We start from the raw sequence: 14125 nt of genomic DNA, 5'->3' as shown, positions 1-14125 counted from the left end.
TTTTTATGGACGCCCGCCCACGGCTTGCTTTTTTGCGCTGCGTCCCCCAGAATGGCCGCTGTATATATGTACAGTCCGCCAGCAACGGATCATCGCCATGGCCAGCAAACTCACCGATCGCCAACAGCAAATCCTGGATCTCATCAGGCAAACCGTCGCGCGCACGGGTTTTCCGCCCACACGCGCCGAGATCGCGCAGGCCCTGGGTTTCCGCTCGCCCAACGCAGCCGAAGACCACCTCAAGGCGCTGGCGCGCAAGGGGGCCATCGAGCTCACCGCGGGCGCCTCGCGCGGCATCCGCCTGAAGGACGCCGCCGGCGCGCCCGCGCAGGCATCCCTGCCCATGCCCGCCCTGGCGCAGCTCTTGCTGCCGCTGGTGGGCCGCGTGGCCGCCGGCAGCCCCATCCTGGCGGCCGAACACGTCGAACGCGAGGTCGGCGTGGACCCCAACCTGTTCGCCCAGGCGCCCGACTACCTGCTGAAGGTGCGCGGCATGAGCATGCGCGACGCCGGCATCCTCGAAGGCGACCTGCTCGCCGTCAAAAAAGCATCCGAGGCCCGCAACGGCCAGATCGTGGTGGCCCGCCTCGGCGACGACGTCACGGTCAAGCGCCTGCAGCGCCAGAACGGCCATATCGAGCTCCTGCCCGAAAATCCGGACTTCCAGACCATCGTGGTCGGGGCCGACCAGGATTTCGCGCTGGAAGGCATCGCGGTGGGGCTGATTCGTACGCACGCGCTGCATTGAGCCTGCGCGCAGGCATAAAGAAACCCGCCTAGGCGGGTTTCTTTTTGGGCGGCCGAACCGGTCAGTGCTTGAGCACCGGATCGGTCGAGCCTTCGGCGGGCTTGGCCACCAGGGGCTCCTTGACCGCTTCTTCCTCGGCCAGGGGCTCGGGCAGGCGTTCCAGCGCCAGCTCCAGCACCTTGTCGATCCAGCGCACCGGCACGATCTCGAGGTGGTTCTTGACGTTGTCCGGAATCTCCGCCAGGTCCTTGACGTTTTCTTCCGGGATCAGAACCATCTTGATCCCGCCGCGGTGGGCGGCCAGCAGCTTTTCCTTCAGGCCGCCGATGGGCAGCACTTCGCCGCGCAGCGTGATCTCGCCGGTCATGGCGACGTCGGCGCGCACCGGGATGCGCGACAGGGCCGACACCATGGCCGTGGTGATCGCGATACCGGCGGACGGGCCGTCCTTGGGCGTCGCGCCTTCCGGCACGTGCACGTGCATGTCGTGCTTCTCGAACACGCTGTCGGCAAAGCCCAGGCGGCGGGCGCGCGAGCGCACCACCGTGCGGGCCGCCTCGACCGATTCCTTCATCACGTCGCCCAGCGAACCGGTGCGTTGGATGACGCCCTTACCGGGCATGTCGGCGACTTCGATCGTCAGCAGGTCGCCGCCGACTTCGGTCCACGCCAGGCCGGTGACCTGGCCGATCTGGTTTTCCTTCTCGGCCATGCCGAAGGCGTAGCGGCGCACGCCCAGGTATTCGTTCAGGTTCTCACCCGTCACGTTGACCGGCTTGACCTCGGGCGTCTTGCCCTCGGCCTTGGCGCGGTCGGCCTGGGTCAGCAGCTGCTTGATGACCTTGCGGCAGATCTTGCCCACTTCGCGTTCGAGCGCACGCACGCCGGCTTCGCGGGTGTAGTAGCGCACGATGTCGCGCAGCGCGCTGTCGTCGACGGTCAGCTCGCTATCCTTGACGCCGTTGTTCTTCATCAGCTTGGGCAGCAGATGGTCGCGGGCGATGTGGATCTTTTCTTCCTCGGTGTAGCCCGACAGGCGGATCACTTCCATCCGGTCCAGCAGGGCCGGCGGAATGTTCAGCGTGTTGCTGGTGGCCACGAACATGACGTCGGACAGGTCGAAGTCGACTTCGATGTAGTGGTCCTGGAACGTGTGGTTCTGTTCCGGGTCCAGCACTTCGAGCAGGGCCGACGAGGGGTCGCCGCGGAAATCCATGCCCAGCTTGTCGATTTCATCGAGCAGGAACAGCGGATTGCGCACGCCCACCTTGGACATGTTCTGGACGATCTTGCCCGGCATGGAGCCGATGTACGTGCGGCGGTGGCCGCGGATCTCGGCTTCGTCGCGCACGCCGCCCAGCGCCATGCGCACGAACTTGCGGTTCGTGGCCTTGGCGATGGACTGCCCCAGCGAGGTCTTGCCCACGCCCGGAGGGCCGACCAGACACAGGATCGGCGCCTTCACCTTGTCCACGCGCTGCTGCACGGCAAGGTATTCCAGGATGCGTTCCTTGACCTTCTCCAGGCCATAGTGGTCGTTGTCCAGCACCGCCTCGGCGTTGCTGATGGAATTGTTGATCTTGCTCTTTTTCTTCCAGGGAAGATTGATGAGCGTATCGATGTAGTTGCGCACCACGGTGGCTTCGGCCGACATGGGCGACATGAGCTTGAGCTTCTTGAGCTCGGCATCGGCCTTCTTGCGCGCCTCTTTGGGCATGTGCGCGGCGATGATCTTCTTTTCGAGCTCTTCGATGTCCGCGCCCTCTTCGCCCTCGCCCAACTCCTTCTGAATGGCCTTGACCTGCTCATTCAGGTAGTAGTCGCGCTGGCTCTTTTCCATCTGCTTCTTCACGCGGCCGCGAATCCGCTTCTCGACCTGGAGGATGTCGATTTCGGTTTCGAGCTGCGTGAGCAGGCCTTCGAGGCGCTCGGAGGTGCCGACGATCTCGAGCATTTTCTGCTTCTGCTCGAGTTTCAGCGGAAGATGCGCGGCGATCGTGTCGGCCAGGCGCCCGGCATCGTCGATGCCGGCCAGCGAGGTCAGGATCTCCGGGGGGATCTTCTTGTTCAGTTTTACGTACTGCTCGAACTGGGCGACGATCGCGCGGCGCAGGGCCTCGGTTTCGGAGCCCTGCATGGCGTCGGGTTCGATCGGCGACACCTGGCAGGTGAAGTGCGAATCGGCGTCTTCGATGCTGTTGATGCGGGCGCGCTGGGTGCCCTCGACCAGCACCTTGACGGTGCCGTCGGGCAGCTTGAGCATTTGCAGGATGCCGGCGACGCAGCCGATCTCGTAGACGTCTTCGGGCGTGGGATCATCCTTGCCGGCGGATTTCTGGGCCACCAGCATGATGCTTTTGCCCGCTTCCATCGCAACCTCGAGCGCGCGGATCGAGCGCGGACGGCCGACGAACAGCGGGATGACCATGTGCGGGAACACCACCACGTCGCGCAGTGGGAGCAGGGGCAGGTCGATCGGGTCGGAAGGCAGGGTCTGGCTGGCAGACATAGGAGGTTCCTCGGTATGACTCGGCGTATCGGGGACGGTTGGCCCGATTTTCGGACCAAGCACGTCAGTTACGTCTGTTATGGGAACAATAGCCGAAAATTCAAGATCTCGGCGCCTCGATAGCCCAAAGGTTAAAAAAACCCCGCGGGGGCACCTTCAGTATGCAGGGGACAGGGCCGGGAGAAAAGCGGATTTCCCCCGACGGTACGCCTGGAGACAAAAAAACCCGTTACGAGAACGGGCTTTTTTGAAATATCAGGCCGCGGCGTCCCTGACTTCTCCCCGCTCCGGCTTGTCCGTCGCGGCGGCTTCGTCGGCGTAGATCAGCAAGGGCTTGCCGTCTCCGTCGATGGCGCCTTCGTCCAGCACCACGCGCTTGACGTTGCCCTGGGAAGGCAGGTCGTACATGGTGTCGAGCAGGGCCTGCTCGATGATGGAGCGCAGGCCGCGGGCGCCGGTCTTGCGGCGCAGCGCCTTGCGGGCGATCGCCTTGAGGGCGGCGGGCCGCACGTCGAGCTCGGCGCCTTCCATGGCGAACAGCTTCTGGAACTGCTTGAGCAGGGCGTTCTTGGGCTCGGTGAGGATCTGCACCAGCGCGGCCTCGTCCAGCTCGTCCAGCGTGGCGACCACCGGCAGGCGGCCGACCAGCTCGGGGATGAGGCCGAACTTGATCAGGTCTTCCGGCTCGACTTCGGAGAACAGCTCGCCCACGCCGCGTTCGGACTTGGCGCGCACCGAGGCCGAGAAGCCGATGCCCGATTTCTCGGTACGGTCGCGGATGACCTTTTCCAGCCCGTCGAAGGCGCCGCCGACGATGAACAGGATGTTGGTCGTGTCGACCTGGACGAAGTCCTGGTTGGGGTGCTTGCGCCCGCCCTGCGGCGGCACCGAGGCGACCGTGCCTTCGATCAGCTTGAGCAGGGCCTGCTGCACGCCCTCGCCCGACACGTCGCGGGTGATGGACGGGTTGTCCGACTTGCGCGAGATCTTGTCGATTTCATCGATGTAGATGATGGCGCGCTGCGCCTTTTCCACTTCGTAGTTGCAGTTCTGCAGCAACTTCTGAATGATGTTCTCGACGTCTTCGCCCACGTAGCCGGCTTCGGTCAGCGTGGTGGCGTCGGCCATGACGAAGGGCACGTTCAGCATGCGCGCCAGCGTCTGGGCCAGCAGCGTCTTGCCCGACCCGGTGGGGCCGATCAGCATGATGTTGCTCTTGGAGAGCTCGACCTCGTCGCCCTTGATCTCGCCGTGGCGGATGCGCTTGTAGTGGTTGTAGACCGCCACCGCCAGCATGCGCTTGGGCGAATTCTGCCCGATCACGTACTGGTCGAGGAAGGTCTTGATTTCAGCCGGAGTGGGCAGCTCGGAACGAATCGCCGCGCGCGCGGTGGCCTGCGCCTCTTCGCGGATGATGTCGTTGCACAGATCTATGCATTCATCGCAGATGAATACCGACGGACCCGCGATCAGCTTGCGGACTTCATGCTGGCTTTTATTGCAAAACGAGCAATGCAGCACTTTTGCGTCTGCCGATCCCTTTTTTTCAGGCATATTTCTTTCGTATCTCAGGTAAAGATGCGCCAGCCCAGCGAAGGTCTGGCGCATGCGCTTACTCAAATATGGTGGCAGCGGGTTCGAATATCAACCGGGAAGTCAGCCTTCCGTGCGGGAGCTCATTACCTTGTCCACCAGTCCATACGATACCGCATCTTCGGCCGACATGAAGTTGTCACGCTCCGTGTCTATGCCGATGCGCTCCATCGTCTGGCCGGTATTGTCGGCCAGGATGCGGTTCAGGCGCTCGCGCAGGTCCAGGATTTCGCGGGCCTGGATCTGGATGTCCGAGGCCTGCCCCTGGGCGCCGCCCGAGGGCTGGTGGATCATGATGCGGGAGTTGGGCAGCGTGAAACGCTTGCCCTTCTTGCCCGCCGCCAGCAGGAACGCGCCCATGCTGGCCGCCAGACCGGTGCACAGCGTGGACACGTCCGGCTTGACGAACTGCATCGTGTCGTAGATGGCCATGCCCGCGTACACCGACCCGCCGGGCGAGTTGATGTACAGGGAAATGTCCTTGTCAGGATTCTCCGATTCCAGGAACAGCAACTGCGCGACGACCAGGTTGGCCGTGGCGTCGTTGACCGGTCCCACCAGGAAAATGAGCCGCTCGCGGAGCAGACGCGAATAGATGTCGTAGGCGCGCTCGCCGCGCCCCGACTGCTCGATCACCATGGGAATGTAGCCCAGGCCGGTAGGGGTCACCGACGACCCGCCGTTCATTGCCGCATAGAAATCGGTGAATCTCTGCATAGTGTTACGCCATCCCCATCAACTGATCGAAAGGCACCTTCTCTTCGGTGACCTTGGCCTTTTCCAGCACGTGCGCGACGACATTGTCTTCCAGCACGATCGCCTCGATTTCAGCACGACGCTGGCGGTCGGCCAGGTAATAGCTGACAACCTGGGCGGGTTGTTCGTAGTTCTGGGCGAACTCTTCGATGCGCGCGCGCACCTGCTCGGGCTTGGCCTGCAGCTGGGCTTGCTTGACCAGTTCCGAGACCAGCAGGCCCAGGCGGACGCGACGCTCGGATTCGGTCGTGAAGGCTTCGGCCGGGATCGGCACGGACTCGGCGTTGGGGATGCCGCGCTGCTTCAGTTCTTCGCGGGCGGCGGCCACGCGGCCTTGCACGTCGTTGTCGACCAGGGCCTTCGGCACGTCGAACTTGCCGGCTTCGACCAGGGCGTCCATCACGCTGGACTTGGTGCGGCCTTGCGAGCGCACCTTGACTTCGCGTTCGATGTTGCTGCGGATGTCGGCCTTGAGCTTTTCCAGGTCGCCTTCGGGCTGGCCGAGGGACTTGGCGAATTCGCCGTTGAGTTCGGGCAGCACGCCTTCGGCCACTTCCTTCACGGTGATCGTGAATTCGGCGGTCTTGCCGGCGACTTCCTTGCCCTGGTAGTCATCGGGGAACTTGAGCGGGAAGACCTTGGTGTCGCCGGCCTTCAGGCCGCGCGCGGCTTCTTCGAACTCGGGCAGCATGCGGCCCTGGCCCAGCACGAAGGGGAAGTCTTCGGCCTTGCCGCCTTCGAACGGCACGCCGTCGATGGTGCCGGCGAAGTCCAGTGTGATGCGGTCGCCGTCGGCGGCGGCACGGCCTTCGCGGGCTTCGAACGTGGCGCGCTGCTTGCGCAGGACGTCCAGGGTCTTTTCGACTTCGGCGTCGGTGACGGCGGTTTCGTAACGGGTGACGGCCAGCGCCGACAGGTCGGGCACGGCGACTTCGGGGTAGACCTCGAACGTGGCGGTGAACGCCAGCGTGTCGTCGGCGACGCCTTCGGTCTTGGGTTCGAGGTTCGGGGCGCCGGCGACGCGCAGTTTGGCGCCGTCCACGGCCTGCTCGAAGGCACGGCCGACTTGGCTATTGATCACGTCGTAGCGGATGCCGGGGCCATGGCTGCGCTCGAGCATGGCGAGCGGGGCCTTGCCCGGACGGAAGCCGGGGACCTTGGCGGTCCGGGCCACGCGCTTCAATTGCGCCTGGACTTCCTTTTCGACGTCGGCCACCGAGACGGCCAGATCAACACGGCGCTCCAGGCCGGAGAGGGTTTCAACCACAGGCTGCATTAAAAGACCTATATTCCGAGAGATAAGAGATAACGGGCGGATAAACACGCCATTTTACCGGAAAGTTCCGGACCGCTGACGCAAAGAGGCGCGAGCACCCGGATAAGTCCGGATACTCGCGCCCCGTTTTCCACTCCGCATGGGGCGGAAAAACGCCTGCCGGCGCCTTACTTGGCCTTGGCGATGCGCTCTTCGATGTGCTGCGCGCGCTTGGCCGAGGACGGATGCGAGCTCATCATATCGCTCTTGCCGCCGTCCAGTTCGGCCAGCTTCTGGAACGCGGTCACCAGGCCGCGGGTGTTCTGCTTCTTGGACTGCAGCAGGTCGAACGAGTAGTCGTCGGCGGCGCTTTCCTGCGATTGCGAGAACTGCGCGTTGATGAACTTCTCGGTCAGGTCGCCCAGCTGCGACGAGCTGAGGGCGGCGACCGTCGCGCCGCCCGCCGCGCCGGCGGCGTCGCGCGCGGCCGAAACCGTGTAGGCGGTCTGCATGGCCTTCTTGCTGTGGCCCAGCGCCACGTGGCCGATTTCGTGGCCGACCACGCCCATCACTTCGTCGTCGGTCATCATGTCCATCAGGCCGCTGTAGACGCGGATGCAGCCGTTGGCCATGGCCCAGGCGTTCACGTCCTTGGTGATGTAGACCTTGTAGCTGGCCTTCTGGCCGTTGACCGTGCCGCCCAGCGCCTTGGCGATCTTCTGCAGGCGGGCGTCGTACTTGCTGCCGGGCGCGGCGATCTTCTCCTGCGAATCGCTCTGGGCGCACGACTTGTCCGAAAGCGTCTTGATTTCGGCGTCGCTCAACGTGGCGGCCTGCACGACCTTGCTGCCGGCGCCGACCAGTCCGCCGATGTCCAGCGCATGCGAGGCGGAATAAGGGGCAAGCGCGACGGCCAACGCGGCCACGGTGTAGCGGATCTTCATGGGAACAAACTCCTCTTGAGTGGCTCTATGCCAACGAGGCGGCAATTCTATATATGGCCAATGTGCTCCGAACGTTTCGGCACACAGTTTCGCAAATGCCAGTTTTTCTTACATAAAACCCCGGCAGACAGCGGGCAATCGTGCTACCGGCCGTAGCCCGCCGTCATGAAAACGGATGCACGCCGCCACATGCCGTTGATAGAATTGCGCCCGCTTTTTTCGCACACATCTACGGCTCGCACCCAACATGATTCATAACTCCCCTCCCCGCCTGGGCCTGCTGCCCGGCCTGATCTTCAGTTCCCGCTGGCTGCAGCTGCCGCTGTACCTGGGCCTGATCGTGGCGCAAGGCGTCTACGTCATGCTGTTCCTGAAGGAGCTGTGGCACCTGCTCACGCACGCCACCAGCTTCGGCGAGATGGAGATCATGCTGCTGGTGCTGGGCCTGATCGACGTGGTCATGATCTCGAACCTGCTGGTGATGGTGATCGTCGGCGGCTACGAGACCTTCGTCTCGCGGCTGCGCCTGCAAGGCCATCCCGACCAGCCGGAGTGGCTCAGCCACGTCAACGCCAGCGTGCTCAAGGTCAAGCTGGCCATGGCCATCATCGGCATCTCGTCGATCCACCTGCTGCGCACCTTCATCGAGGCCGGTACGCTGGGCACGGCCAACGCGCGCTTCACCGAAGCCGGCGTCATGTGGCAGACCATCATCCATGCCCTGTTCATCTTCTCGGCGCTGGGCATCGCGCTGGTCGACAAGCTCTCCACGCCCGCCAGCCACGCCAAGCACTGACGGCGCCGCGGCTACGCGGAGGCGAAAAAAAACCCCACGCATGCGCGTGGGGTTTTTTCATGCGGCCGCTGAGATCAGGCCGCGACCTTGATGTTCTTCGCACTGGGCCCCTTGGGCCCGGTGCCCACGTCGAAGGTGACGCGCTGGTTTTCCTGCAGCGACTTGTAGCCTTCGCTGCGGATCTCGGAGTAGTGCGCGAAAAGATCCTTGCTGCCGTCGTCGGGCATGATGAAGCCATAACCCTTTTCGGCGTTGAACCACTTAACGATGCCGGTTGCCATGGAGTGTCCTTGACCTATGAAAAGCGATTGCTCGCGGGGCGCCAGATCATCAAGGATGGGAGAGGAAACAACCGCTGCACCACTGACGGCGACAAGAGAAACGCAAACCGCGTCGCTTGAAAATCTCGCTGAACCCAGTGTATTGGCGAACCTCGAAAATCGTCAAACAAATGCGCGCACCGGTTTATTTTTCAAGTTGCCACGTCAGGAAACATAAAGATACCAAGTGGCTAGCCCGCGAATCCGCCGGCGTCCAGGAACTCCTGTTCGGCCTGCGTAGTCTGCCGGCCGAGCGCGCCGTTGCGATGCGGAAAGCGTCCGAAACGCTTGATGATGTCGCGATGCAGGACCGCCCAATGCAGTGAATCCGCGTCCACCGGCTCCATCAGCGCGACGGCGCGGTTCTGCGCCGCCAGGTTTTCGGCATGCTCGAACGGCAGGTAGAAAAACGGGCGCAGCTGCCGGTCGACGGCCAGGTCGTGGCCGGCCGCGATGGCGCGCTCGGCGAAGTATTGGGCCAGAGGATCGGTGGCGTACATGTGCGCCGTGTCCCGGTAGGCGTTGCGGGGGAACTGGTCCAGCAGGATCATCAGCGCCAGCGCGCCGGTGGCGTCATCCAGCCAGCCGTCCAGCCGGCGCGCGGCCGCCTCGCGGTGCGCGTCCTCGAAACGGACGCGGAACTCGGCGTCGAACTCGGGATTCTTGCTGAACCATTTTTGCGGCCCGGCATCGACCCAGAAGGAAACGACGTCCTGCGGTCGGATGGCGAGCGGCGTGGCGGTGGATTCGGTCATGTGGGCGCGATCCTGCTTGATTGGCGGCGGTGGGAATAGCCAGAGAATAACGCGCCCGCGGCGCCGGGGCCGCGGCCGAAAAACAAAAAAGCCCCGCTAGCGGGGCTTCTTCGAAAAACTCAGGACCTTACAGGACCTGGATTTTCGTGGCTTGCGGGCCCTTGGGGCCATTGGCCGTCACAAAGCTGACGCGCTGGTTCTCTTCCAGGGACTTGAAGCCCGTACCCTGAATTTCGGAGAAGTGGGCGAACAGATCCTTGCCACCCGCTTCCGGAGTGATGAAGCCATAGCCCTTTTCCGAGTTGAACCACTTAACGACGCCGGTTTCCATACTGTATTTCCTAGAGATAATGGGCAAATGCCCGGAGGTCACGAATCAATCAAGGAGGGGACAGTAGAACAATAACGCTGAGCCGGAAAAGGCACGGCACTGAACGAAAATCGCAACGCTTGTGATCGTGTGCCGACACTATCGTTAGGTTCCCCTCATAAGTCAACATAATCCTAAAAATTGCGTGCCAATAATGCAACAAAGGGAAACGGCGCACAAAATACACACGAATTCATAGGCAATAAGAGGTCCTGCATAGGTGTAAACACCCATACATCATAAAAAAACAATCAAGGCTTATATAAATGCCGTCCCCACCTGCGCACACCCTGCATACGCCGTTTGGACTAGCACTTTGGTTTGCCGCCAGGCTTACTCGTCGATAGGTAAACCCAACAAATCGAGTGCCGCGCCAAAAGCATCGGGACCCGAGCAAAGGAAAACCGCCACGTCGCCGGGATTCATATTTTCCAGGACCTGGTCGATTTGTTCTTGCGCATTATCAACATTGTCGACATTCGCGGCGTGTATATCCGCCCCCGCATCGACCTTTGCGCGCGGCACAATGTCTGCGATCGCATTCAGATCGGTCACGCCCACGACCACGTAGACGCTGATGCTTTCGCCGTCCAGCGTGGTGTGCAGCTCAACGCCGCCCGCCACGTCGGCAACCTGCCGACTTACAATTTCCATGTTCCATCTTCCTAAATTCGCGGGACAGGCCCGCCCGGGCACGCACCTCGCGGGTGCACACGCACGCCCAGGCGCGACTATAACAGCCTTGGGCTAGGGCTTCCTGACATTCGGACCGAGCGAGCGGCGCGCCGCGCCCGAGGTGGCCGCCACGTTGCGGCATTGCACGCCTGCGGCGGCCAGCGCATCGCGCAGCGGCTTCTGGGCGGCCAGGAATGCGGACTTTTCATCGTCCGCCAGCTTGCAGACGAACAACTGCGCCTGCAGCTGGGTGCGGCGGGCCTTGCGGTTGCCGGCCTCCTGCGCGAGCCAGTCGCCGATCCAGGCGGCGGCCGCCTCGGCGCTGCCCTGCTGCTTGACGTGGCCCAGCAGGTCGAACACGGTCACGCCGTCGATCCGTTCGTCGTCGCCGCGCGACAGGAACAGCTTGGCGGCCTGGCCCGAATAGCCGGGGACCACCGCGAGGCAATCGCGTTCTGCGGGTTTTTTCATGGTGTATGCACTGTCGGTTATCGGAAAGCCTGGACTGTAACCCGGGCGCAGCCGCTGTCGCATTGCCGCCGCCGAACTCTGCTATCGTCGGACTGATCCCTTCCCTACATGGTGGACATCATGCAACGCGATTTCGATCTGGTCGTCACGATTCTGGGCGCCCTGCGCGACGCGCCGGGCCCCAACCTGAGCACGCACGACATCAAGAACGCGGCCCTGGCGCCGCATCCCGAAGAACAAGCCCTGCAGCTGGTCGCGCATCATCTCGACCTGCTCGAGGATGCAGGCCTGGTCAAGCAGGTCAGCGAAACCGCCGCCAATGCGGGCGCGACGCGCTGGCGCATCACCTGGAAGGGCTATGACGCCCTGGAGCAGGACGAGGAAGACGAAGACGAGGATTTCGACGCCGAGGAATGAGGCGCCGGCAGGCTCAGCGGCGCCGCAGAATGCGCCGCGTGAGCAGCGACGCGGCGGCGCCGATCACCAGGCTGAACATGAAGGCGGCGATCGACAGCATCACCGACAGATCGCTGAAGCCGCCGCGGCGCGACAGCACGAACACCGCCACGAACACGGCCGCCGCCAGCGCGGCGACACCCGCGAGCGCATGCTTGACGGAACCCAGGCGGCCGCACAGCGCGCCGCCGGCCAGCGCCGCCGCCACCACCGCGGCCATGGACCAGAACAGATATTCGTACTGCATGCGAACCATCTCCCCGAAGGCATTGAGGCGCACGCATTATAGGCGCGCCCCCGCGCCGCCCTACCAGCCGCGGAAGCGTTCCCAGTGCGCCACCACCTCGGGCGAGCCGTCGCGCACGACTTCATACGCGTCGTGCTGGGCGCAGGTGGCGCAGGCATGGTTGGGGACGATCCGCAATTTGGCGCCCAGCGGCAGGTCCGGCAGGGCCGCTGCGCTGCCGGGACGCACCTTGATGATGCCCTGCTCCTGGTTGGTCTCGGCCAGCAGCAGATCGGGATAGACCTTGCCGGAGGCGTCGCAGACGAGTCCGTACAGCTGATCGACGCGCTGCCTGGCGGTTCCGCGGTCGCGCGACATGGCCATCCACCCGGCGTCCACCAGTATCCAGCCCTTGTCGGGCTGATGGCCGATCACCGTAGTCAATACGGTGGCCGCGATGTCGTCGACCTCGCACACGCCCAGGCCCGCCATCACCAGGTCGAAGAACACGTATACGCCGGCGCGCACCTCGGTCACGCCGTCCAGGCTGCGCGCGAAATGCGCCGTGGGCGTGGAGCCCACGCTGACCACCGGGCACGGCAGACCGGCCTTGCGGATGGCCTCGGCGCAACTGACGGCGGCCTGCCTTTCCTGCTCGGCCATGTCGGCGATGGCCTCGATGCTGTCGCAGCCATAGGATTCGCCCGCATGGGTCATCACGCCCCGCAGGCAGGCGCCCTGCTCATGCAGCGTCCTGGCGATGGCCAGCAGCTGCTCGGTATTGCCGGGCTGCACGCCGGCGCGGTGGCCGTCGCAGTCGATCTCGATCAGCGCGGGAATGGGGTCGCCGGCGTCGCGGGCGCGGCGCGCCACGGCCTGCGCCGCCTCGATGCTGTCGACCACCACCGTCAGATCGACGCCGCGGCGGCGCAGCGCCAGCACGCGGTCCAGTTTCGCCGGCGAGACGCCGACGGCGTACAGCAGATCGGTGACGCCGGCGGCGGCGAACTGCTCGGCCTCCTGCAACGTCGACACCGCGGCCGGGCCTTGCGGCGTGGACATCAGCCGGCGCGCGACCTCGATGGACTTGGGCGTCTTGAGGTGCGGGCGCAACTGCACGCCATGACCGGCCATCAAGGCGTTCAGGCGCTCGATGTTGCGCGCCATGCGGGTCTCGTCGAGCAGCAGGCACGGGGTGTCCAGGGAGTCCACGGTGGATGGGGCGGCGGCGGTCATGGGCGTCTCGGCATGGCGGATTGGAATGCCTGCCAGTATGGCGCGGCGGCGCCCTCCCGTGTTTAATATCGACTTAATCATCCATTAACGCGACGCTGAATGATTACCACCGACGACCTGCGCTTTTTCCTGAGCCTGGCGGCGACCCGCTCGCTGGCCGAGGCGGCCCGCATGATGGACGTGACCCCGCCGGCCGTCACGCAGCGCCTGCATGCGCTGGAAAAGCGCCTGGGCGTCAGGCTGGTCAACCGCTCCGGGCGCGGCACGGCGCTGACCGACGAGGGCCGGCTGCTGGCCTTGCGGGCCGAGCAGATCTGCGCGGAACTGGGCGACCTGGCCGACGAACTGGCGGGCCGGCGCGGCGTGGTGGCGGGCCATCTGCGCGTGGTCGCCCCGCTGGGCTTCGGCCAGCGCTACGTCGCCGGGCTGGTGGCGCAATTCCGCGAGCGCAGCGAGAACCTCACCGCCAGCCTCACGCTGTCGGACGGCCCGCCCCGGCTCGCCGCCGACGACTGGGACGTCATGGTCCATATCGGCGAACTGCGCGATTCGACGCTGGTGGCCCATCCGCTGGCGCCCAACCGCCGCCTGCTATGCGCCGCTCCCGCCTACCTGGCGCGCCGCGGCGCGCCCGCCAAGCCGGAAGACCTGCGCGGGCACGATTGCATCGCGCTGCGCGAAAACGACGAGGACGTGACGCTGTGGCGCTTCAGGCAGGGGCGCGGCGCAGCGGTCGGCGTGCGCATCGCGCCGGTGCTGTCGAGCAACGCCGGCGAAACCGCGGTGGAGTGGGCGCTGGCCGGGCACGGCATCATCGTGCGTTCGGAATGGGACGTGGCGGCGCACCTGCAGGCGCGCCGGCTGGTGCCGCTGCTGGCCGGCTGGACCCTGCCGCAGGCCAACGTGGTGGCCCTGGTGAAATCGCGCCAGGAACTGGCCGCGCGCACCGCCGGATTCCTCGCACACCTGCGGGCGGCCTTCGCCACGCCGCCGTGGCGCGCCCAGGTTTAGGCCG

At 64.5% G+C, this 14125-nt stretch carries 16 protein-coding genes; 4 read left to right on the top strand and 12 right to left on the bottom strand.

Translation table 11 applies throughout. The annotated features are described in order from the left end of the window. Positions 1-97: 97 nt before the first annotated feature. Positions 98-748, top strand: a complete 651-nt coding sequence (lexA, locus tag A6B37_RS02675) for a transcriptional repressor LexA (RefSeq protein WP_102772091.1) — start codon at positions 98-100, stop codon at positions 746-748. A gap of 61 nt (positions 749-809) precedes the next feature. On the opposite strand, the gene lon is transcribed toward lexA, so the two are convergent. The 5 genes from lon to A6B37_RS02650 all read right to left on the bottom strand — a co-directional run bounded on the left by lon (position 810) and on the right by A6B37_RS02650 (position 7805). Then, positions 810-3257, bottom strand: coding sequence for an endopeptidase La (lon, locus tag A6B37_RS02670; protein WP_102772092.1), 2448 nt, complete (start codon positions 3255-3257; stop codon positions 810-812). A 255-nt stretch (positions 3258-3512) separates the two neighbouring features. After that, the gene (gene clpX / locus A6B37_RS02665) at positions 3513-4811 is read right to left on the bottom strand and encodes an ATP-dependent Clp protease ATP-binding subunit ClpX (RefSeq protein ID WP_102772822.1); all 1299 of its coding nucleotides are present in this window, start codon (positions 4809-4811) and stop codon (positions 3513-3515) included. A gap of 102 nt (positions 4812-4913) precedes the next feature. Further along, on the bottom strand, positions 4914-5567 hold the full coding sequence (clpP, locus tag A6B37_RS02660; protein ID WP_102772093.1) for an ATP-dependent Clp endopeptidase proteolytic subunit ClpP: 654 nt from the start codon (positions 5565-5567) through the stop codon (positions 4914-4916). 4 nt (positions 5568-5571) lie between these two features. Next, a complete protein-coding gene (tig, locus tag A6B37_RS02655; RefSeq protein ID WP_102772094.1) occupies positions 5572-6882 on the bottom strand; it encodes a trigger factor in 1311 nt (436 codons plus the stop codon). Between the two features lie 167 nt (positions 6883-7049). Then, positions 7050-7805, bottom strand: coding sequence for a M48 family metallopeptidase (locus tag A6B37_RS02650; protein WP_102772095.1), 756 nt, complete (start codon positions 7803-7805; stop codon positions 7050-7052). Positions 7806-8052: 247 nt separating this feature from the next. Here A6B37_RS02650 and A6B37_RS02645 point away from each other — a divergent pair, with 247 nt between their 5' ends. Further along, the gene (locus A6B37_RS02645) at positions 8053-8601 is read left to right on the top strand and encodes a TIGR00645 family protein (RefSeq protein WP_102772096.1); all 549 of its coding nucleotides are present in this window, start codon (positions 8053-8055) and stop codon (positions 8599-8601) included. Positions 8602-8675: 74 nt separating this feature from the next. Here A6B37_RS02645 and A6B37_RS02640 read toward each other — a convergent pair whose 3' ends face one another. From A6B37_RS02640 to A6B37_RS02615, 5 genes are all read right to left on the bottom strand, one after another. Beyond that, positions 8676-8882 (bottom strand): cold-shock protein, encoded by a 207-nt coding sequence (locus A6B37_RS02640; protein ID WP_042794090.1) that lies wholly within the window; start codon positions 8880-8882, stop codon positions 8676-8678. Between the two features lie 230 nt (positions 8883-9112). Further along, positions 9113-9676: a DUF924 family protein gene (locus A6B37_RS02630; protein ID WP_102772097.1), complete on the bottom strand. Its 564-nt coding sequence runs from the start codon at positions 9674-9676 to the stop codon at positions 9113-9115. A 127-nt stretch (positions 9677-9803) separates the two neighbouring features. Then, the gene (locus A6B37_RS02625) at positions 9804-10007 is read right to left on the bottom strand and encodes a cold-shock protein (protein WP_102772098.1); all 204 of its coding nucleotides are present in this window, start codon (positions 10005-10007) and stop codon (positions 9804-9806) included. A gap of 372 nt (positions 10008-10379) precedes the next feature. Further along, complete coding sequence (locus tag A6B37_RS02620; RefSeq protein WP_102772099.1) at positions 10380-10700, bottom strand: hypothetical protein; 321 nt, start codon at positions 10698-10700, stop codon at positions 10380-10382. A gap of 93 nt (positions 10701-10793) precedes the next feature. Continuing rightward, positions 10794-11192 carry a hypothetical protein gene (locus A6B37_RS02615; protein WP_111824817.1) on the bottom strand — a complete coding sequence of 133 codons (399 nt, stop codon included), beginning with the start codon at positions 11190-11192 and terminating at the stop codon, positions 10794-10796. A 120-nt stretch (positions 11193-11312) separates the two neighbouring features. Here A6B37_RS02615 and A6B37_RS02610 point away from each other — a divergent pair, with 120 nt between their 5' ends. After that, complete coding sequence (locus A6B37_RS02610) at positions 11313-11609, top strand: DUF2513 domain-containing protein (protein ID WP_102772823.1); 297 nt, start codon at positions 11313-11315, stop codon at positions 11607-11609. 13 nt (positions 11610-11622) lie between these two features. Here the strand turns inward: A6B37_RS02610 and A6B37_RS02605 are convergent, their stop codons facing one another. Then, positions 11623-11895, bottom strand: coding sequence for a hypothetical protein (locus A6B37_RS02605; protein ID WP_111824816.1), 273 nt, complete (start codon positions 11893-11895; stop codon positions 11623-11625). 60 nt (positions 11896-11955) lie between these two features. Beyond that, on the bottom strand, positions 11956-13110 hold the full coding sequence (locus tag A6B37_RS02600) for a DSD1 family PLP-dependent enzyme (protein ID WP_111824815.1): 1155 nt from the start codon (positions 13108-13110) through the stop codon (positions 11956-11958). Between the two features lie 99 nt (positions 13111-13209). On the opposite strand from A6B37_RS02600, the gene A6B37_RS02595 reads away from it, so the two are divergent. Further along, positions 13210-14121 (top strand): LysR family transcriptional regulator, encoded by a 912-nt coding sequence (locus tag A6B37_RS02595; protein WP_102772103.1) that lies wholly within the window; start codon positions 13210-13212, stop codon positions 14119-14121. The last annotated feature ends 4 nt before the right edge of the window (positions 14122-14125 follow it).

Origin of the sequence: Achromobacter sp. HZ01, from assembly GCF_003267925.1 — a bacterium.
In the GTDB taxonomy this organism is placed as follows: domain Bacteria; phylum Pseudomonadota; class Gammaproteobacteria; order Burkholderiales; family Burkholderiaceae_B; genus Achromobacter; species Achromobacter pulmonis_A.
The sequence above is the reverse complement of the archived record's forward strand: the minus strand, read 5'-3'. Positions and strand labels throughout refer to the sequence as shown.

Excerpts from the sequence above, each read along its gene's own strand:
- lexA (WP_102772091.1), top strand. The coding sequence starts at position 98 with ATGGCCAGCAAACTCACCGATCGCCAACAGCAAATCCTGGATCTCATC.
- lon (WP_102772092.1), bottom strand. The coding sequence starts at position 3,257 with ATGTCTGCCAGCCAGACCCTGCCTTCCGACCCGATCGACCTGCCCCTG.
- clpX (WP_102772822.1), bottom strand. The coding sequence starts at position 4,811 with ATGCCTGAAAAAAAGGGATCGGCAGACGCAAAAGTGCTGCATTGCTCG.
- clpP (WP_102772093.1), bottom strand. The coding sequence starts at position 5,567 with ATGCAGAGATTCACCGATTTCTATGCGGCAATGAACGGCGGGTCGTCG.
- tig (WP_102772094.1), bottom strand. The coding sequence starts at position 6,882 with ATGCAGCCTGTGGTTGAAACCCTCTCCGGCCTGGAGCGCCGTGTTGAT.
- A6B37_RS02650 (WP_102772095.1), bottom strand. The coding sequence starts at position 7,805 with ATGAAGATCCGCTACACCGTGGCCGCGTTGGCCGTCGCGCTTGCCCCT.
- A6B37_RS02645 (WP_102772096.1), top strand. The coding sequence starts at position 8,053 with ATGATTCATAACTCCCCTCCCCGCCTGGGCCTGCTGCCCGGCCTGATC.
- A6B37_RS02640 (WP_042794090.1), bottom strand. The coding sequence starts at position 8,882 with ATGGCAACCGGCATCGTTAAGTGGTTCAACGCCGAAAAGGGTTATGGC.
- A6B37_RS02630 (WP_102772097.1), bottom strand. The coding sequence starts at position 9,676 with ATGACCGAATCCACCGCCACGCCGCTCGCCATCCGACCGCAGGACGTC.
- A6B37_RS02625 (WP_102772098.1), bottom strand. The coding sequence starts at position 10,007 with ATGGAAACCGGCGTCGTTAAGTGGTTCAACTCGGAAAAGGGCTATGGC.
- A6B37_RS02620 (WP_102772099.1), bottom strand. The coding sequence starts at position 10,700 with ATGGAAATTGTAAGTCGGCAGGTTGCCGACGTGGCGGGCGGCGTTGAG.
- A6B37_RS02615 (WP_111824817.1), bottom strand. The coding sequence starts at position 11,192 with ATGAAAAAACCCGCAGAACGCGATTGCCTCGCGGTGGTCCCCGGCTAT.
- A6B37_RS02610 (WP_102772823.1), top strand. The coding sequence starts at position 11,313 with ATGCAACGCGATTTCGATCTGGTCGTCACGATTCTGGGCGCCCTGCGC.
- A6B37_RS02605 (WP_111824816.1), bottom strand. The coding sequence starts at position 11,895 with ATGCAGTACGAATATCTGTTCTGGTCCATGGCCGCGGTGGTGGCGGCG.
- A6B37_RS02600 (WP_111824815.1), bottom strand. The coding sequence starts at position 13,110 with ATGACCGCCGCCGCCCCATCCACCGTGGACTCCCTGGACACCCCGTGC.
- A6B37_RS02595 (WP_102772103.1), top strand. The coding sequence starts at position 13,210 with ATGATTACCACCGACGACCTGCGCTTTTTCCTGAGCCTGGCGGCGACC.